Below are 18,028 nucleotides of genomic sequence, written 5' to 3' on the forward strand. Positions count from 1 at the left end.
CGCTCCCCGCTTCGTGTCCTCGAGCGCGGGCGCGTTCCTCGCCGTGGGGGCGACCGGGTCGCCCATCCGAGTCGATCAGACGGCCGGTTCCTCGAGGGACCGTTTCGCAATCCTGATATCGACCGTGTGAGAACTCCGCACCGTATCGGTCCCGAGACCGACCGTCCCACCGATCACCGATGACCGCCGACCATCCGCTCGTTCGCCTCGAGACGCTCGCGCTGATCGCCGTCGGAGCGTTCGCCGGGGCGAACCTCCGCTACGTCGCGATGGGGCTGGGGTCCGACGTCCGGGCGGTGCTGGCGGTCAACGCCCTCGGAAGCGCCGCGCTCGGATTTCTCGTGTACGAAGCCGAGTACGCGGGACTCTTGGGCCGGCGGTCGCGGCTCCTCCTCTCGACCGGCTTCCTCTCGTCGCTGACGACCTACAGCACGTTCGCGCTCCAGACCGCGCTAGCGGCCGACCCCGTCGTCCTCGTCGCCATCGTCGCCGGCAACTACGGGTTCGGCTTCGCCGGCGTTCTCGTCGGACGTGCCGTCGCGCGTCGACTCGGCGCGGGCCTCGAGTCCGGAACGGGCGGTGAGACGGCGTGAGCGGTGATCGCACGTGATCCTCGAGTCGGTCCCGGACGTCACCGTCGCCGTCCTCGTCCTCGTCCTCGCGGCCGCCGCGTTCGACCTCGATCCGGCACTGATCGTGGGGATCGGTGGCGCGATCGGCGCGGTGCTTCGCCACTGGGTCTCGCTCCGGGTAGCCAGCGAGCGGTTCCCGTGGCCCACGCTGGTCGTGAACGTCCTCGGCAGTTTCGGCTTCGCGCTCGCCCTCTTCGGGGGCGTCGGCGAGTCGACGCTTCGACTGGTCGGGACCGGAATCTGCGGCGCGTTCACGACGTTCTCGTCGTTTTCGGTCGAGACCGTCCAGTTGTACGAGCGCGGTGACCGCCGCCTCGCCGTCGCTAACGCGGCCGGAAACCTCGCGCTCTCGCTGTCGGCGATCGGGATCGCGTGGGTAATCGTCGACGTCTGGCCGCTGTAACGGCTCGAGAACGACGATCGGTCACGCGAACGGAACGCCGATCGCCTCGTAGGTCGCGAACCCGAGGGAGGCGAGGACGGTCAGCACGACCAGGGTGACGACCCAGGCGATGAGAGCGATCGAGACGGCGTTACGCCAGCCGCCCGGATACCGGCGGTCGACCATCCACGCGTAGACGGCCAGCACGAGCAGTTGGCCGAGCAGGGGGATCCACCCGAGGAGGACGCCGCCGACCACCCAGACGACTGCCCCGAGCAGTCCCGTCAGGATCGCGTGCAGGGGTTCCTCTTCCCCGACGACCAGCCGCGCGCCGACGTAGATTCCCAGTCCGCCGGTCAGCAGACTAACGACGAAGAGCGTGCCGACGACCATGACCGACGTTCGGGTATCCGACGGTGAACGGTTGAGCCTGCACACGCGCATCGACTGCGGGTTCGACGCGACCGTCGGCGTCTCGGGAGGTCGTCGTGTCGCCACAGCGACACCGTACCGACGACAGTGCGGTAGTCACTGCGCCCGACTCGAGCGATTCGAGACGCGTCCCAGAACGGGACCGACGGGACGATCAGAGACGCGGCGTCTCGAGGCGACGTTCCTCAGCGTCCGCTTCCGCTTCCGACGCCGCGGCGTCGACGCTCGAGTCGCGGCCGCTCCGCAGCAGTCTGTACCCCGCGTAGACGGCTCCCGCGACGAGTCCGGCGCCGAGCGCGCTCGAGCCGGGGAGTTCCCGCCGCTGCCGGAGACTCGTGTAGAGGCTCGTCTCGGAAACGTGGCCCTCGTAGCCGCCGCGTTGCTCGAGGTCGCCGGTCGGCTCCTCGAGGCCGTCGGCGGCGTCGGGGCGCGGCGGGTCGCCGGTGCGCTGCTGGCGGTAGAAGACGGTCTCCATCAGCTTGTCCATCGCCCTCGAGGCGAACTCCCCGAGGACGGTCATCTGCTTCCCGCCGGCCCCGACGGTCACCTCGTGCTGGGGGTGTTCGGCGGCGTGGCAGATCGCCCGGGCGACCGTCTCCGGCGCGTAGACCGGGGCCGGCAGCGTCGCTTCCTCGTCCATGTGATTTTTCGCGTGATCGGGGAACGGCGTATCGATCGCGCTCGGCTTGATCAGCGTCACCGAGACGGGGGCGCCCTCGCGCTCGAGTTCCATCCGAAGCGTCTCGGTAAAGCCCTTCACGGCGTGTTTCGAGGCCGAATAGCTGCCCTGCAGGAGGACGGCGCGCTCGGAGACGATGCTGCCGACGTTGATGATCGCCCCCTCCCGTCCCCGGGATTTGAAGTGATCGGCGGCCTCGAGCGAGCCGTAGAGCAGTCCCCAGACGTTGACGTCGAACTGCTCGCGCATCTCCTCGACGGGGACCTCGTCGAGTTCGCCGTAGATGGAGACGGCCGCGCCGTTGACCCAGGTGTCGAAGCCGCCGTAGGTCTCCTCGGCGACCCGCCGGATCTCGCGGACGTCCTCGCGGTCGCTGACGTCGGCGGCGACGGCCGTCGCCTCGCCGCCGTCGGCCTCGATCTCCGCGGTCAACTCCCGGAGGGCGCCCTCGCTCCGGGCGGCGACTACGACGCGGGCGCCCCGCTCGGCGGCCATCCGCGCGGTCGTCAGCCCGATCCCCGACGACGCGCCGGTGATCACGATCACCTGCTCCTCGAGCGGCTTCAGCTCTGCGTTCATGGTTCGTCCCCGTACTACGGGTTCGAGCCGCCTTGCACTCGCCCCTGTATGGGCATGGCCGCGGCCGCTGCGGGCGGAGAGACGGACTCGCGCGCTGACGTCCGCTTCGGCCGATCCCGATCGCCGGGCGATCGGGGCGATCCGCGAGACCGGTGTCGGTTCCGCGTCGGCCGGGCGTCAACCCGTCAGTCGAGCGTCTGACTGAGTTTCAAGTGTTCGACCGTGGGTCCGATTCGTATGGACCCAGCCCGACCGTCCCGCGGCCGACCGCATCGAGAAGCCCGTACTCGACGGTGCCGAGACGCCCACCACGCGGAGCGTCCGCTGCGAACGGAACGGAGGTTCGGGCGATGATCGGCTTCTTCCGGGCGATCCCGATTCGAAAACAGAGCGAGACGCTCGTGCCGTTTGCGCTGGCCGCGGTAATCGCCATCCTCGGGGCCGTCGTCTACCTCGAGCTGGTGACCGCGCTGGTCGAGTACGCCGGTTGACGCGACTGCCGACGGCGACGGCAGACGAGGCTCGGAGACGAACTCCACGGCGGCGCTCGTCGGACGATCAGGCCTGCGCGAGTTCCTCGAACGCCGCCGCCGACGTCCGGGTACCCTTCGAGATGAGGACGTCGCCCCCCTGTAACTCGGCGTCGGCGTCGGTGACCAGCAGCCACCCCTCGCCGGGTCGGCGGATGGCGATCACCGACATCGTCGACTCGACGTCCGGAACGCCGCCGGTCACTTCGATACCGTCGAGGTCGCTGTCGGGCTCGACCTCGACGCGCGTGATGATCTCGTCGCTCTCCTGGACCGCCAGCTGAACGACCGGGTGGACGTCGATGTCCCGGAGCACGCCCTCGCTGATGTCGATCGCCGCGTCGCTGATGACCTCCGTGCTGGTCCCCAGCCGGATGAGTCCCCGCAGCACCACCGGATCCTCCGCGTCGGCGGCCGCCCGGAGCGTCCAGGCCTCGAACCGCGACTGCATGGCGTCGACTTCGACCTCGAGGTTTCGGACCTCTTCGGCCAGCTCCGCGCTGTCGAACAGCACGCTGCTGTAGGCCAGATCGACCGCCAGTTCCGAGAGGTTCTTCATGTGGATGATGGTGTCGACCGCCCGCTCGAGATCGGGAACTGTGGGGTCGTCGATCGACGGCAACTCGTAGACGTCGCCGGTCAGTTCCTCACAGACGTCGCCGATCGACGGGTCGGGGCCGCGCAGCAGTGCGACGTCCCCGCTGGCGACGGTCGTCTCCGGGCCGGGGTTGAGCAGCCAGTCCTCGCCCCGGCGAAGCGCGATCACGCGCACGCCCGTCTCGGACTCGAGGTCGATGTCCTGGAGGGTGCGGTCCGCGTAGACGGAGTCGGGATCGACGACGCCCCGAACCAGCGTCTCGGCCGCTTCGGGCAGCGCCGCGCGCATGGCCTCCGGGAGCCCCATCTCCTCTAAGACGATCTTCGCGATATCGCCGGCCGCGTCGCTGATCTCGTCGGCGGCGGCGACGATCCCCAGCACGGGCGCGAGTTCCTCCGCGTCGGCCGGCTTGCGGACGGCCATCATGAGGCTCATCCGCGCCCGGAGCTTGAGGATGTCCATCCGCTCCTCCAAGCGAAGCACTTCCCGCGCGAGATCGGCGTTGCGGTGGAGGACCGCCGAGTACGAGAGGTCGATGAGCAGCTCCGCCGTGTCCTTCATCTCGACGAGCACGTCCTTGACGCTGACCGGCTCGTACTCGACCGATACCGACGACGCTTCGCCCTCGAGCGGGTCCATAGCACGAACTCGGTTACGCGGCGAAAAAAGCGTTTCCCGCACCGGTATCCGCGAGCCGTGCGAGCGGTTCACCGCCGGAACGGGCGAAGCCCGTGACGGCGGCCTTTTTAGCGTAGATTTTTATGCTGAGTGATTCCTCGCGGAGCGAGAAATCCGAAGCATAAAAAGGTACTTCGACACGGTTTTGGCGGGGCACAGAGAACCCACGGGCAATGATCGATCGGACCTATCTGCGCGAGAACCCCGAGGAGGTACGCGAGGCCCTCGACGATCGCGGCGCCGACGTCGACCTCGACGAGGTCCTCGAGATCGACGAACGCTGGCGCGAGCTGAAGGCCAAGGGCGACGAACTCCGCCACGAGCGCAACCAGATCACCCAGCAGATCGGCGAACTGGTCGCCGAGGGGAAAGACGAGGAGCGCGAGGAAGCCATCGAGCAGTCGAAGGAGCTCAAATCGGAGATCGAGGACGTCGAGGCCGAGGCCGACGAGCTCAAGGACGAACTCGAGGAGCGGCTGCTCGAGGTCCCCCAGATCCCCCACGAGAGCGTTCCGAAGGGGGTCGACGAGTGCCACAACGTCGAGGACCGCCGCTGGGGCTTCGACGACCGCCGCGACGTCCCCGCCGACGTCGTCCCGCACTACGACCTCGGCGAGGAGATGGACATCATCGACGAGCAACGCGGCGCGAAGACGACCGGCAGCGGCTTCTACTTCCTGAAGGGCGACGGCGCCCGCTTAGAGCACGCGCTGATCCAGTTCATGCTGGACGTCCACCGCGAGCAGGGCTACGTCGATATCTTCCCGCCGGTGCCGATCAACAGCGAGTCGATGCAGGGGACCGGACAGCTTCCGAAGTTCGCCGACGACGCCTACCGCATCGGCGGCGACAACGAGGAGGACTACGACGACGACGACCTCTGGCTCTGTCCCACCGCCGAGGTGCCGGTCACCAACATGTACGCCGACGACATCCTCCTCGAGGACGACCTGCCGCTGAAACACCAGGCCTACACGCCGAACTTCCGGCGCGAGGCCGGTGAACACGGCACCGAGACCAGAGGGATCGTCCGCGTCCACCAGTTCAACAAGGTCGAACTCGTCAACTTCGTCGAACCCGAGGACAGCTACGATCGCCTCGAGGAACTGCTCGGCGAGGCCGAGGAGGTCCTCCAGCGTCTGGGCCTGCCCTACCGCGTGCTCGAGCTCTGTACCGGCGACCTCGGGTTCAAGGCCGCCAAACAGATCGACCTCGAGGTCTGGGCCCCCGCAGACGACATGGACGACGGCCCCGAGGAAGGCGGCCGCTGGCTCGAGGTCTCGACGGCCTCGAACTTCGAGGCCTTCCAGGCCCGCCGTGCCGGCCTGCGCTACCGCCCCGAGCGCCACGAGTCGGCGGAGTACCTCCACACGCTGAACGCCTCGGGCGTCGCGATTCCGCGCGTGATGGTCGCTATCCTCGAGTACTACCAGAACGAGGACGGCACCGTGACGATTCCCGAGCCCCTGCGGCCGTACATGGGCGGCCAGGAGGTCATCGAGGGCCACGAGAAGGTCGGCGAGGCCGCGCTCGGTGCGGGCGAACGGGAGTAAGCGAGTCCTCGGCGCTGGCAGTACCTCACTTCTCGAACGCTTCTCGAGTCCGTTTCACTCGTTCGTCGCCGCGGCCGGCGAGCCGTCGGCTTCGATTCGCGCCGGCTTCGAGCGAGCGCGAAAATAATTCCCTCGAGCGGCGACGAACCGATCGGATCGGTGGCAGACGGGTCGGCTTCTGAAATCGTCGAGAGACGGAGTCAGCACTCGAGGCGAAAAATAACGGAAGAAATCGACCGGTTGCGAGCGGCGAGTCGACGTTACAGGTAGTCGATGCTCGGCGGCAGCTCGAGCTTCATGCCCTTGCGCTCGCGGATCTCCATGATCTTGTCACGCTGGAGGGAGTCGGACATGACCTCGAAGCCGGCGTTCTCGGTGTTCCAGGAGGCACGGCCCTCGGTCGCGGAGCGGATGTCGCTCGCGAAGCCGATCATCTCGCCGACGGGCGCGATACCCTCGACGACCATGAGGTCCCCTTCCTGGTACATGTCGTCGACGCGGCCACGACGACCCTGGATCTCGCCGGAGGCGGCGCCCATGTGGTCGTTGGGCACGTCGATGCGGACGTCCTGCATCGGCTCGAGCATCTTGATCTTCCCGTCGATCAGGGCCTTGTGGACGGCCTCGCGGGTCGCCGGGATGACCTGTGCCGGACCGCGGTGGATGGTGTCCTCGTGGAGCCGGGCGTCGTGGAGCCGGATGAGCGTCCCCTGAACCGGCTCGTTGGCCAGCGGACCGTTGTCGAGGGCCTCCTCGAGCCCCTCGACGACGAGTTCCATCGTCTCGTTGAGGTGCTGGATACCCTTCGTGTCGTCGATGAGGATGTTCGTCCCGTGGATGTGCTCGACGTTCTGGGACGTGTCCTTGTCCATGCCGGCTTCCTGCAGGGCCTCGCGGCGTTCCTGCTCGGGCATGTCCATGGAGGCCTCGCCGAGCTTGATGGTGTCGACGAGTTCGTCCGTCATCGGCTCGATGGAGATGTAGAAGCGGTTGTGGCGGTTCGGCGAGATGCCCTCGACCTCGTCGCTGGGGTTCTGGGGCTGCTCGCGGTAGACGACGATCGGTTCGCCGGTGTTGACCGGAATGCCCTGGTTCTTCTCGATACGCTGGGTGATGACCTCGAGGTGGAGTTCACCCTGTCCGGAGATCAGGTGTTCGCCGGTGTCCTCGTTGATGTTGATCTGGATCGTCGGGTCCTCCTTGGAGACCTGTCGGAGCGTCTCGATCAGCTTCGGCAGGTCGTCCATGTTCTGGGCCTCGACGGACTTCGTAATGACCGGCTCGGAGATGTGCTCGATCGACTCGAACGGCGTCATCTCGACGCTCGAGACGGTCGAGCCGGCGATGGCGTCCTTGAGGCCGGTGACGGCGGCGATGTTCCCGGCGGGAACTTCGTCGACCTCCTCGCGTTCGCCACCCATGTAGATGCCGACCGACTGGATGCGGTTCTTGCCCGCGGTCCCGGAGACGTACAGCTCCTGGCCCTTCTCGAGCGATCCCGAGAAGACGCGACCGGAGGCGATCTCGCCCGCGTGGGGGTCCATCGAGATGTCGGTGACCATGAAGACGACCTCGCCGTCCTCGTCGACCAGCTGCATCGATTCGGCCAGCTCCGACTCGTCGTCGCCGCGCCAGATGCGCGGAATACGACGGGGCTGAGCGTCGACCGGGTTCGGGAAGTGCTCACAGACCATGTCGAGCACGACGTCCGACAGCGGCGTCCGCTCGTGGAGCTCCTGGCGCTTGTCGTTGCGCTCGAGTTCCATGATCTCGCCGAAGTCCATCCCGGTGCGCTGCATCGAGGGCATCGAGACGCCCCACTTGTACAGCGCGGACCCGAATCCGACGGTGCCGTCCTCGACGGAGACGGTCCAGTCCTCGATGTCGTCCATGTCCTGAGTCATCCCGCGGATGAGCTCGTTGACGTCGTGGATGACCGACAGCAGGCGCTGCTGCATCTCTTCGGGCCCTTCCTGCAGTTCGGAGATCAGGCGGTCGACCTTGTTGATGAACAGGGTCGGCTTGACGCCCTCGCGCAGGGCCTGTCGAAGCACCGTCTCGGTCTGGGGCATGGCCCCTTCGACGGCGTCGACGACGACCAGCGCACCGTCGACGGCGCGCATCGCGCGGGTGACGTCGCCACCGAAGTCGACGTGGCCCGGCGTGTCGATGAGGTTGATGAGGTGGTTGGTGCCCTCGTACTCGTGGGTCATCGAAACGTTCGCCGCGTCGATGGTGATCCCACGTTCCTGCTCGTCTTCCTCCGTGTCCATCGCGAGCTGTTCGCCGGCAGTCTCGTCGGAGATCATGCCTGCACCCGCGAGGAGGTTGTCAGAAAGCGTTGTTTTCCCGTGGTCGACGTGAGCGGCGATGGCGATGTTCCGGATGTTCTCCGGTTCGTCCATCAACCGTTCACACTCTTGGACGATCTTCTTGCGTCGGCCCATATACCCCCCATTACCGCCAGCGGGGTCAAAAGGGTAGTGTTTCGTCGCCGCCGGAATCCGTCGCGTTTCCGGGTTCCAGCGGTGGAATATCCAATTTGAGTGAGTGAATGCCTCGCACAATTCTCCCGTCGGCATCGCGAGCGACGCTCGTCGAACCCACGGTTCCGCGCGGTATCGACGAGAGAACCGCGTGATCCCACGTATTCGTCCCGGCCAACTGCCCGATTCCGAACCGGTCCGTCATCGGTCCGGTATCGATTCGAGCCCACGCGCGCTGCGCGGCCGGACCGACCGGCCGACCATCGCACGCGAACGCACAAAAGAGTCAAATCCTTCGGTCCCTTGCTATCCGTACACATGAATATACGCGTACAGGGACCCGGTCCGACCTCTCCATTCCTCAGCGCCCGCGACCTCTTCGAAACCGAGCACGACCTCTCGCTACCGGTCGACGTCCAGCTCCGGGACGATCCCGACGAACGAACCTGGGCCGGCCACTACGACGACCGCCACGTCCTGAACATCTCGCGGCAGGCCGCCTCGAGCGCCATGGCCCGCGAACTGGCCCTCCACGAGTTCGCCCACATGGCCAGACACGAACAGGAACACCCCTCGCACACCCAGTCCACCGAGGAAGTGCTCTTCCTCGCGCTGGCCGGCAAGAGCGTCGAACGGCGAAAACTCGCTCACTGCTACCAGATCGCCAACCACATGAAGGACATCTACGCCGACGACATCACGCTCGCGGTCGGCCCCGGCGAGAAACTGCTCTCCTTTCTCGAGTCGAGCCTCGCGATGGCCGTCGCCGACCGCCCCGAGACGCCGTCCCGACCCGGTTTCGAGCGCCTCTCCGCGAGCTCCGATCCCGAGATTACGGCCGTCAACGCCGCGTTCGCACTGGCGCTGGCCGAACGGCACGACCTCGTCGCCGACGACCACCGACTGTACGACCTCGCACACGCCGCCGCGATGGACGCACCGGACGTCGATTTCGAGGGGTTCAAACGCCGTTTCCGGGAACTCGCCCGCGACCCCGACTCGAGTACCTACCGGCAGGTTCTCGTCGACGCCACTCGCGCGTACGTCAGTAGCCCGGAACCGCGAGCGGACGGCCCCGCGGCGGACTGATCGGCACCAGCGTTCCCGGCTGAAAGCCGACAGCCGGTCTGCAGGTCCGCTCGAGGCGATACCCCGCACACACGGGTTCACTTCAACCCGAACATTTAATGTTTGATCCCGCTAATAGGCTAACATATATTGATGTTCTCGCGCAAAGGCTGGGGTAGCGGGTCCGACGACGAGCAATTCACGACGGAGCTATCGCAGTTGAAACGCCAAGGGGCGAGCGTGCTCGTCGTCGGCGCCGTCCGAACCGAACAGCGACGGGACGTCTGTCAACGCCTGCTGGGGCAGGCGACCGCCCAGCCGCGCCGACGCGTCCTCGTCTCGACGACCGGCGAGGGTCACAATATGTCTCACCTCGTCGACACTGACGACAGCGAGCCAGCGACGACCACACGCGTTAGCTACGAGACGCATTCTCGGAGCGCTGCCGCCAGCGACAACAGCGCACAGTCGATGGAGTCCGTCTCCGTCTCGGACGACGAGTCGCCGATCACTACCGCTACGCTCGCTGACCTCGGGATCGCCATCTCGGACGCCATCAAGGAGTTCGAACACGACGACACCAGCCTCGCACCCGGAGAGCTACGTGTCGCCGTCGACTCGCTGGTTCCGCTGCTCGAGGAGTACGGCGCCGAACGCGTCTTCAAGTTCGCCCATCTGACCAACGGCCGCACGCGAGACGCCGACGGGATGATCCACTACCACCTCCCCATGGACCGCGACTCCGACGTCGTATCGGTCCTGACGCCGGTATTCGATATCGTTATCGAACTCCGGGAGCGAAACGGCGTCTTCCAGGAGCGCTGGACGATCAACGACGGCGACCACAGCTCGGGCTGGCTCTCGATTGAGCAGTCGTAACGCCTATCGGCCACTCGAGCGTCACGTCCACTATCTCGTCCAGTGATCAGCCACAGCCCCCCTCTCACTCGCCGATGCTATGAAACCGAAATTCGCCCCCCTCGACGACGGCCTCGAGATCATCGATCCGATCGAACGTCACCGGTATCAGTTGACGACACACGATCCGGTAGATCCCGAGCCAGTGGATACGGACCGGATCCAGTTTCCAGTGACCACTGCCGTCGAGATCACGACGGAGATGATCACGTTACCCACGAATGAGAGCGTCTATGTGCGTGATGAAAATGGGTCAATGATTGCTGAAGTTCGCCCCAACAAACAATCGTCACTGCCCGCGGGCACCTACACGCTCGATTTATCTGGGCCGTTGAAAGTCTACGCTCGCGTCGAGAGTTCTGTCTATATCTACTCCGATAACGAGCGAACGTACATTACGCTCGATGAATCGACCCGAACTACTATCGGAGCACGATCCTACCACAGACGTCCAGCAGGAACAATCACAACTACCTCTGAGGCGACCGATGTGATGCAAGCGGTCTCGACGTTTGGCTCTGCACTCAAGTCAACGACGCCTGAACGTTCCTATCCGACTCTTCGAGGTCACCCGCCAGTTGTTGAACTCGGTGCTGAACTGAGCATTCCCGATAAATTCGAGCGACCAGATACTGGCATCCAGATCGAAGTTCCGCCGGACCTCGGCAGTATATTTGTTGTTACGCCGTTAGCATACTACCTCGGTGCTGAAGTCGTTCAGGGTTCGGACCCACGCCTGTCCACAGAAAACGGTTTCACATATCATCTAGATAGAAATGATGGACTCGAGTCGTCAGTAGAACGCATTCTCAAACTAATATTCTTCCTCGACTGTGTGGTTCGAACTGAGGGGACAACTCCCCTTCCACTCTACGAACAACAACTAGCTGAGCCGAAACTCGAATTTGATCTCCAAGAAATATATGAGATGGACATTGCTGACCAAGTAGAAGAATATCTCCACGTTGATTACAGAGATATGGAACCCCATATTCCAAAATGGAGATCAAAGACAGAAATCCATGAAAATCCCTCAGAAGTCGAATTTTTGCCGTTTCTCGCGGATTCACTCTCCCTCATGAGTAGACAAAAGGAAACGGCACAGGCAACAGAAACCCAAATTCAGGCTGTTGAGGAGTTTACAAGAGGCGATTTCACACGAAGTACAGATCCAATTCGAGGAACATCTGACCCATATACCCTAGAGATACAATCAGATACACCAACGATAAAACAGCACTGGGACTGCTTAGGAACAACCAGTATAACGAGTATCACACCCCTTTCTGCCTATTATACCAGTGTCGGCCAAACACCAAGAGACGATCCCATTGAGATTGTTGTTGTTTGTAATGATTCAGAGATGCGAGAAGAGCTTAAAGCGGTTGATAGTATTTATGGAAACCGCGCTGAACTACCATTTGACGTTTCTATACATTACAATACTAATACAGAAGAATTGAGATCAATATTGTCAAGAGAAGTAGACTTCTTTCATTTTATCGGCCATATAGATGAGAAGGGGTTCCAGTGCCCAGATGGAAAGCTAGATGTGTCTATGATAGGGGAAATAAATATTAAAGCATTTTTCCTTAATGCATGCCAATCCCATGATCAGGGGTTACAATTAGTAAGGGCAGGGAGTATGGGGGGAATAGTAACTATATCAGAGATTATCAACAGTAGTGCAGTTGAGATTGGTGATACGATCGCCCGTCTATTGAACCGAGGATTCCCACTTCACGCTGCATTAGATGTTGCCCGGAAAGATAATTTAGTTGGTGAACAGTATTGCGTAGTCGGGAACAGCAAGACAACAATAGCGCAATCAGAAACTGCTCCTCCATTCGTATGCATGCTTGAGACCGAAGGCGAATCGTTCAACATGCATATAGAGACATATACGAAAAAGGAATTCCGAAAAGGGAGTCTATTTATACCCTATCTGGATGGTGAAGACGATTATTTTCTTGTCTCTGGAAGATCGGGCGATTACTCGCTCACCAGAGAACAGATCGCTGATTTCTTAGATATGGAAATGTTTCCCGTAGTGATTGACGGGAAAGTTGTCTGGAGCAAGGAGATCGACGTAGAGCGTCTATAACGATTAGATCCCGGTGAACCCGGCTCCAGCTCCAGCTGCCGCGGTTCCAGCCTGTGATAAGGCCACTGCAATCGTGAACAGAACGCCGATCATTCGTGGGTGCTTCTTCAGGTACTGGGTTAGGTCGTCCATGGTACACCTTAGACATACCCGCCGGCTACTATAAATTTATTTTAATATATCCGATGAATAAATAATAGTGTTATTGTATAACATGATCGTTTGAAAATCAACGCAAAACAATCGCTGCTACGGAAACCAGCTTCTCCGGACAGAGATACTACTCGAGCAATTGTCGAAGTGCCTGATCGAATTCGTCACTCGAAAGTTCGTCGCGAATCGCTGCTGCCCGTTCACGAGCGTCGTAGAGGTCACAGATGACGGACTGGTATCGCTCGATGACGTCGAGTCCGGACTGGAGTTCGCTCTCGAGAAGGGCGCGCTCGGTCGAGAGGCGAAAGAATTCGTCCATCGCCGTCTCGTAGGCTTGCTGGAGAAGCAGACGCTCGATCGTCGACTGCAACGTCTCGTCGGAGAGAGGGCGAACGAGAAGTTCGTCTGCACCACGGTCAACGGGATCGTCGCTAGGGACGTCGTCAGCAAGTACAAGTACCTGCGTGTTCGGAGCCTGTTGTCGAAACGCATCGAGAACACCGCGAGCATCAGGCGTCTCGAGTTCCCAATCGAGAACGAGGAGATCGTAACAGTCGTCGATCTGATCGAGGATCGATCGATCGAAGTCTGCTTGCCGCGTCGTCGCCGTAATCCGCGACTGGTCGGTTTCTAGACTAGTAAGAGAGAGAGTAGGATGGACGATGAACAGTTGAGAGGTAGATTTCAGCAACACAGTTCCTACCAGTACTGGGCGGGCAGATACTATTAAATGTGGTCAGGTCCAAACGGGAACCTTCTGAGTCTATGACTCGATACACATAAATATAGAAAGTATGAAACATATTGATAGCCATAACGTATATTCCCTATAGCACATACATATTTTGATACGAAAGACGAGGGCTCCGAGTAATCTTTCGTCAAACACTACGACTGATGAGACCAAAATTTGAGGCAGTTGAAAAGGGATTGGTTGTCAAAGATCCGATCGAACGGAGACAGTGTATACTGGAAACGAATACTCCTCTTTCACCGGAACTAGTCACCGATAGTAAAATACCATACACGATGGATTCTGCGGTGGAGATTGCGACAGATGGATTCGAACTCTCGAGTAACAATGTCGTCTACATCCGGGACTCTGATTGGGAGTTAATAGATGAAGTCCAACTTAACGAACGACGTAACCTACCAGCAAAGGAATATACGCTCGATATATCTACAGGTATCAAACTATATATCAACGTGAATAGTGAGGTGGAAATTCAAAATAGCAATAGAAAGACGGCTATTGCATTCGGACAACCAAGCCAAATAACCGTAAGCGCGCGGTCTCATCATACACGACCAGCGACGACAGTTACGACGACTACAAAGCCAACCGATGTAATGCAAGCAGTCTCGACGTTCGGTTCGGCTTTGAAGACGACAGGGTCCGAACGATCGTATCCGACACTCCGTGGACATCCACCCACGATAACGGTGGACAGCAAACTTGACGTTCCAGACGAATTGACCCTCCCGAATACGGGGGTGAGAATTGAAGTACCACCATCCCTTCGCCACGTCTTCATTGCTGCACCGCTAGCGTACTACCTTGGGGCAGAGATCGTCCAAGGGTCTACGCCCCGACTCATTACTGATAGTGGGTTTTCCTATTCGCTCGAATCAGAGTATGAGTTTGACAAGACGGTTAGCCGTATTGTAAGGCAGGTTTTTCTTCTCGACTGTATTGTTCGGACGGAAGGATCAACCCCAATTCGGTTACACGAACGTCAAGCGCTCGAGCCAGTACTTGAATTCGATATTGAAGGGGTTTACGGTCAACCATTAACAGAACAACTTGAGGCATATCTCAGTGTACCCTTTGAGAAGATAGCGCCGTATCTTCCGGAATGGCGTCTTGAAACTCAACTAAGAACGATTCCGGACCATATAGAATTCCTTCCATTTACTGTAGCAGATCTCGGGACAATCACTGTCGAAAACAAGGGTACTCCATCTCCTTCGATAGATCTCCGAGAAACAGGGACTGATACGACCGGCGAATACGAATCAAAAGCCGCTACCGCATCGCAATCGTGGGACGATGGAAATACCGAAATCACGAGCACGGTATCGCTCTCGGCATATGAAAACGGGATAGATCAGACGCCTCGTAACGGACCACTTGAAATCGTCGTCGTTTGTAACGACCAAGCAATGCGCGAGGAACTCGTGACGGTCTACAGTACATACGGGGATCGTGATTACCTTCCGTTCAATATTACGGTCTACCAAGACCTTACAACAGCCGAATTCGAAGAGGTACTCGCTCGGGAGAGTGATTTGCTCCACTATATTGGCCATATTGATACAGACGGGTTCCGGTGCTCGAACGGACAATTTGATGCCACGACCGTCGAATCAGTTGGTGCGAAAACCTTCCTTCTTAATGCATGTCAATCACATGATCAGGGGTTACAACTCATCGAAGCGGGGAGTATCAGTGGAATCGTTACACTCGATTCGGTTGCTAACAAAGAGGCAGTCCGAATCGGACGTACCATTTCGCATCTACTCAATCACGGCTACTCACTCTATGCGTCACTAGATATTACACGGATGGAAACCGATGTCGGGAACCAATATCATATTCTCGGTAATGGGAAGAAAACGATAACACAGTCAGAGACCGGACTCTGGAATATATACTCTATCGATACTCACGAAGATACGTATTCTATTAGTATCAAATCGTATTCCGGAAATAGAGAGCAAAAAGGGAGTCTTTTCATTCCGTACTTAGATCCAATAGAAGAGTATCATATCTCACCTAATCAGATCGGTCCTATTTCCGTCGAAAAACCACAGTTAGTCAAATTCATCAATTCAGACCGGTTTCCAGTTCTGCTAGACGGGAAATTCCAATTAAGTGATGGAATACAGCTAAAGGACCTATAACAGACCCGGAGTCGATCTATACACCATATCTCTCAGTCCCGGATTCCTCCTCTCTCGTTCTAGGAGGATATCATTCCAGCACGTTCCGAAGGCGGACCTCATCGACTTCCTCAACAGAGAAACGTTTCCAGTCCTCCTCGAGGGAGAGCTCCGCTGGAGTACCGAGATCAAGACCAGCGAACTGTAGCCGACCGTCTCGAGACCCGCTGCTGGACGGTCGAGAGAACGAATCGAAGAGAGAAACCGGCGATCGCTTAGCGTGCAGCCGCCGCGACGCGCTCTTTCTCTTCTTTCTGACTGACTGCGTAGGTCTGGACGTCGTAGTTGGCCGCGCCGACGAGCTGGTTGGCGATGGCCTCTTCGACCGGCGTGGGCGTCTTGAACGAGTCGTTGTAGACGCCTTCGGCGAGGAACTTCAGGGCCTGGTCGACGCGACGCTGGGGCGCGACGTCGACGGCCTTGGGGACCGAGATGCCGCCGTACTTCAGGCGGACGGTCTCCTCGCGGGGAGCGGCGTTCTCGACGGCGGTCACGAGCACCTGAATGGGGTTCTCGTCGGTGCGCTCGTGGATGAGTTCGAACGCGTCACGGACGTGGTTGAGCGTCTTCTGTTTCTTGCCCGTGTTCTCCTCGGTCTGCATCAGACGGTTGATGAACCGCTCGACGATCGAGATCTGAGACTTCTTGAACTGCTTGCTGGCGTGACGACCGGCGGTGTGTGCGACCGGGGTCACCGTGATGTAGCGTTCGGTCGAGGGGTCCTCGTAGGCGATCTCTTCGATCTCCCAGGTACCGAACAGCTTCGCACCGACGTCCGCCCCGCCCGCGGGGGCGTCCGGATCGGGTTGGTCTTCTGCCGCCATGGTTATCGCACCGGTTTCTCCGCGTTTCCGCGAACGAGTTCCTTCAGTGCGACGCCGTTGACCTTGTCGACCTTGTAGTTGACGCCGGAGAGGTCGCCCATCGCACGACCCTTCGCCCCACCGATCCCGGCGATGGTGACTTCGTCGTGTTCGTCGATGAACGAGATGGCGCCGTCACCGGGACAGAACGCGGTGACCTGTTTGCCGTTCTTGATCAGCTGCACTCGGACGCACTTTCGGATCGCCGAGTTGGGCTGTTTGGCTTCGATACCAACTTTTTCGAGGACGATGCCGCGGCCCTGCGGAGCACCCTCGAGCGGGTCGGACTTCTCGCGGAGGCCTCGTGCGCGGCGCGCATAGTCGGAGTCGGACCACCGCTGGTTCTGGCGGTCCTTCTTGAGTTTGCGCGCGGCGTATTTGCCGTTTGCCATGGGCGTCGCTATCCGACGAAGGCACTTAAGCGACCCGTTTCGAATCGGCGTTACGGCTCGAGAGCGCCCAATCGGGGTCGACGAAGGAATCTGAGCGGGTTTCGCCAGCAAGTAACAGCTCTCGGGCCGTCCGCGCCAGTTCGATACCCGAGCTACGACGGATGAATCCCGCTCTGAAGGGGACACTCGACACAGAACTGAGACCGGTACTGCCCCGAGAGGAGCGACGAACCGACGGGAAATTACTGCAGGAGCAGTCGGAAGACTCCGTGGCTTTCGATCGTTCTGCCTCGGAAACGTCGGTCGCTACTCATTATCAAATATAATAACTTACTAGAAGTTATTAGTTAGATTGGTTGTGATCTCTACTCGTTATGGCTACAACCAATACGGTATTCGTTACCACGTCCTTGTTCAAGCGACTCGTCGGTCTCTCTGGCGATGAGTCTCAGTCTAATGATGAATCACCGACGGTAGACGGTCGAATCGGATTCGACGGGTCGCTCGAGGACTCGGAAGTGATCGGTCGGAGTCCCCTGTCGTACGTCGCTGCGGGCGAATCGGTCTCCTCGTTCGTAGGCAAACAGATCGCCAATAAACTCGCCGAGTACGGACTCGAGGACATCGAGCCCGATGAGTGGTATCCGCTCGAGATTCCGCTCGCCATGCTGTACGATATGCGCGACGAATACGGCGGCGTCAGAATGCGGAATATGGGACAAAACGTCCCGGAGCACGTCGAATTTCCACCGGAGCTTTCCGAGGTCGATAACGCGCTACGGGGGATCGATACGGCGTATCAGCAGAACCACCGCGGCAGCGAAATCGGTTCCTATGAGTTCCAACAGGAAGGGCCGAACGAGGGCATTATGATCTGTGAGAACCCCTATCCGTGCGAATTCGATAAGGGGCTGATCAGGGGCGTCGCGAAGAAGTTCGCCGACAATCCCGTCGAGGTCGAGGAAGTCGGCGACCAGTGTCGATCGGACGGAGATCGCCACTGCGAGTATCGCGTCGAGTGGCTCTGATTACAGCCCC

Annotated in this window: 17 protein-coding genes; 9 read left to right on the plus strand and 8 right to left on the minus strand. The window is 60.2% G+C overall.

Translation table 11 applies throughout. The annotated features are described in order from the left end of the window. Positions 1 to 179 precede the first annotated feature (179 nt). Both WD430_RS05680 and WD430_RS05685 read left to right on the plus strand, forming a co-directional pair. The gene (locus tag WD430_RS05680; protein ID WP_339105050.1) at positions 180 to 593 is read left to right on the plus strand and encodes a CrcB family protein; all 414 of its coding nucleotides are present in this window, start codon (positions 180 to 182) and stop codon (positions 591 to 593) included. 16 nt (positions 594 to 609) lie between these two features. After that, on the plus strand, positions 610 to 1,035 hold the full coding sequence (locus WD430_RS05685) for a CrcB family protein (protein ID WP_339105797.1): 426 nt from the start codon (positions 610 to 612) through the stop codon (positions 1,033 to 1,035). Between the two features lie 21 nt (positions 1,036 to 1,056). Here WD430_RS05685 and WD430_RS05690 read toward each other — a convergent pair whose 3' ends face one another. Continuing rightward, entirely contained in the window at positions 1,057 to 1,407 is a 351-nt protein-coding gene (locus WD430_RS05690; protein WP_339105051.1) for a hypothetical protein, read from the minus strand. A gap of 193 nt (positions 1,408 to 1,600) precedes the next feature. Next, the gene (locus tag WD430_RS05695) at positions 1,601 to 2,704 is read right to left on the minus strand and encodes an SDR family oxidoreductase (RefSeq protein WP_339105052.1); all 1,104 of its coding nucleotides are present in this window, start codon (positions 2,702 to 2,704) and stop codon (positions 1,601 to 1,603) included. Positions 2,705 to 3,054: 350 nt separating this feature from the next. Here WD430_RS05695 and WD430_RS05700 point away from each other — a divergent pair, with 350 nt between their 5' ends. Further along, positions 3,055 to 3,195 (plus strand): hypothetical protein, encoded by a 141-nt coding sequence (locus WD430_RS05700; protein WP_339105053.1) that lies wholly within the window; start codon positions 3,055 to 3,057, stop codon positions 3,193 to 3,195. A 67-nt stretch (positions 3,196 to 3,262) separates the two neighbouring features. Here WD430_RS05700 and WD430_RS05705 read toward each other — a convergent pair whose 3' ends face one another. Beyond that, positions 3,263 to 4,471 carry a TrkA C-terminal domain-containing protein gene (locus WD430_RS05705; protein WP_339105054.1) on the minus strand — a complete coding sequence of 403 codons (1,209 nt, stop codon included), beginning with the start codon at positions 4,469 to 4,471 and terminating at the stop codon, positions 3,263 to 3,265. A gap of 212 nt (positions 4,472 to 4,683) precedes the next feature. On the opposite strand from WD430_RS05705, the gene serS reads away from it, so the two are divergent. Further along, positions 4,684 to 6,063, plus strand: coding sequence for a serine--tRNA ligase (gene serS / locus WD430_RS05710; RefSeq protein WP_339105055.1), 1,380 nt, complete (start codon positions 4,684 to 4,686; stop codon positions 6,061 to 6,063). 260 nt (positions 6,064 to 6,323) lie between these two features. Here the strand turns inward: serS and WD430_RS05715 are convergent, their stop codons facing one another. Then, entirely contained in the window at positions 6,324 to 8,510 is a 2,187-nt protein-coding gene (locus WD430_RS05715) for an elongation factor EF-2 (protein ID WP_339105056.1), read from the minus strand. Positions 8,511 to 8,867: 357 nt separating this feature from the next. On the opposite strand from WD430_RS05715, the gene WD430_RS05720 reads away from it, so the two are divergent. From WD430_RS05720 to WD430_RS05730, 3 genes are all read left to right on the plus strand, one after another. Further along, positions 8,868 to 9,638 carry a DUF5781 family protein gene (locus tag WD430_RS05720; protein ID WP_339105057.1) on the plus strand — a complete coding sequence of 257 codons (771 nt, stop codon included), beginning with the start codon at positions 8,868 to 8,870 and terminating at the stop codon, positions 9,636 to 9,638. A 132-nt stretch (positions 9,639 to 9,770) separates the two neighbouring features. Beyond that, positions 9,771 to 10,496, plus strand: coding sequence for a hypothetical protein (locus WD430_RS05725; protein WP_339105058.1), 726 nt, complete (start codon positions 9,771 to 9,773; stop codon positions 10,494 to 10,496). Between the two features lie 532 nt (positions 10,497 to 11,028). Further along, on the plus strand, positions 11,029 to 12,639 hold the full coding sequence (locus WD430_RS05730; protein WP_339105059.1) for a hypothetical protein: 1,611 nt from the start codon (positions 11,029 to 11,031) through the stop codon (positions 12,637 to 12,639). Positions 12,640 to 12,642: 3 nt separating this feature from the next. On the opposite strand, the gene WD430_RS05735 is transcribed toward WD430_RS05730, so the two are convergent. Further along, positions 12,643 to 12,771 (minus strand): hypothetical protein, encoded by a 129-nt coding sequence (locus tag WD430_RS05735; protein ID WP_339105060.1) that lies wholly within the window; start codon positions 12,769 to 12,771, stop codon positions 12,643 to 12,645. Between the two features lie 148 nt (positions 12,772 to 12,919). Next, positions 12,920 to 13,486, minus strand: coding sequence for a HalX domain-containing protein (locus WD430_RS05740; RefSeq protein ID WP_339105061.1), 567 nt, complete (start codon positions 13,484 to 13,486; stop codon positions 12,920 to 12,922). A gap of 656 nt (positions 13,487 to 14,142) precedes the next feature. Here WD430_RS05740 and WD430_RS05745 point away from each other — a divergent pair. Continuing rightward, complete coding sequence (locus tag WD430_RS05745; protein WP_339105062.1) at positions 14,143 to 15,696, plus strand: hypothetical protein; 1,554 nt, start codon at positions 14,143 to 14,145, stop codon at positions 15,694 to 15,696. A gap of 254 nt (positions 15,697 to 15,950) precedes the next feature. On the opposite strand, the gene WD430_RS05750 is transcribed toward WD430_RS05745, so the two are convergent. Next, positions 15,951 to 16,559 (minus strand): 30S ribosomal protein S7, encoded by a 609-nt coding sequence (locus WD430_RS05750; RefSeq protein WP_339105063.1) that lies wholly within the window; start codon positions 16,557 to 16,559, stop codon positions 15,951 to 15,953. A 2-nt stretch (positions 16,560 to 16,561) separates the two neighbouring features. Then, positions 16,562 to 16,990: a 30S ribosomal protein S12 gene (locus WD430_RS05755; RefSeq protein ID WP_005580585.1), complete on the minus strand. Its 429-nt coding sequence runs from the start codon at positions 16,988 to 16,990 to the stop codon at positions 16,562 to 16,564. A gap of 374 nt (positions 16,991 to 17,364) precedes the next feature. Here WD430_RS05755 and WD430_RS05760 point away from each other — a divergent pair, with 374 nt between their 5' ends. Beyond that, on the plus strand, positions 17,365 to 18,018 hold the full coding sequence (locus WD430_RS05760; protein ID WP_339105064.1) for a 4-vinyl reductase: 654 nt from the start codon (positions 17,365 to 17,367) through the stop codon (positions 18,016 to 18,018). The last annotated feature ends 10 nt before the right edge of the window (positions 18,019 to 18,028 follow it).

Origin of the sequence: Haloterrigena sp. KLK7, from assembly GCF_037914945.1 — an archaeon.
Classification (GTDB): Archaea; Halobacteriota; Halobacteria; order Halobacteriales; family Natrialbaceae; genus Haloterrigena; species Haloterrigena salinisoli.

Excerpts from the sequence above, each read along its gene's own strand:
- WD430_RS05695 (WP_339105052.1), bottom strand. The coding sequence starts at position 2,704 with ATGAACGCAGAGCTGAAGCCGCTCGAGGAGCAGGTGATCGTGATCACC.
- serS (WP_339105055.1), top strand. The coding sequence starts at position 4,684 with ATGATCGATCGGACCTATCTGCGCGAGAACCCCGAGGAGGTACGCGAG.
- WD430_RS05755 (WP_005580585.1), bottom strand. The coding sequence starts at position 16,990 with ATGGCAAACGGCAAATACGCCGCGCGCAAACTCAAGAAGGACCGCCAG.
- WD430_RS05730 (WP_339105059.1), top strand. The coding sequence starts at position 11,029 with ATGCAAGCGGTCTCGACGTTTGGCTCTGCACTCAAGTCAACGACGCCT.
- WD430_RS05680 (WP_339105050.1), top strand. The coding sequence starts at position 180 with ATGACCGCCGACCATCCGCTCGTTCGCCTCGAGACGCTCGCGCTGATC.
- WD430_RS05725 (WP_339105058.1), top strand. The coding sequence starts at position 9,771 with ATGTTCTCGCGCAAAGGCTGGGGTAGCGGGTCCGACGACGAGCAATTC.
- WD430_RS05750 (WP_339105063.1), bottom strand. The coding sequence starts at position 16,559 with ATGGCGGCAGAAGACCAACCCGATCCGGACGCCCCCGCGGGCGGGGCG.
- WD430_RS05705 (WP_339105054.1), bottom strand. The coding sequence starts at position 4,471 with ATGGACCCGCTCGAGGGCGAAGCGTCGTCGGTATCGGTCGAGTACGAG.
- WD430_RS05690 (WP_339105051.1), bottom strand. The coding sequence starts at position 1,407 with ATGGTCGTCGGCACGCTCTTCGTCGTTAGTCTGCTGACCGGCGGACTG.
- WD430_RS05715 (WP_339105056.1), bottom strand. The coding sequence starts at position 8,510 with ATGGGCCGACGCAAGAAGATCGTCCAAGAGTGTGAACGGTTGATGGAC.
- WD430_RS05760 (WP_339105064.1), top strand. The coding sequence starts at position 17,365 with ATGGCTACAACCAATACGGTATTCGTTACCACGTCCTTGTTCAAGCGA.
- WD430_RS05745 (WP_339105062.1), top strand. The coding sequence starts at position 14,143 with ATGCAAGCAGTCTCGACGTTCGGTTCGGCTTTGAAGACGACAGGGTCC.
- WD430_RS05700 (WP_339105053.1), top strand. The coding sequence starts at position 3,055 with ATGATCGGCTTCTTCCGGGCGATCCCGATTCGAAAACAGAGCGAGACG.
- WD430_RS05720 (WP_339105057.1), top strand. The coding sequence starts at position 8,868 with ATGAATATACGCGTACAGGGACCCGGTCCGACCTCTCCATTCCTCAGC.
- WD430_RS05735 (WP_339105060.1), bottom strand. The coding sequence starts at position 12,771 with ATGGACGACCTAACCCAGTACCTGAAGAAGCACCCACGAATGATCGGC.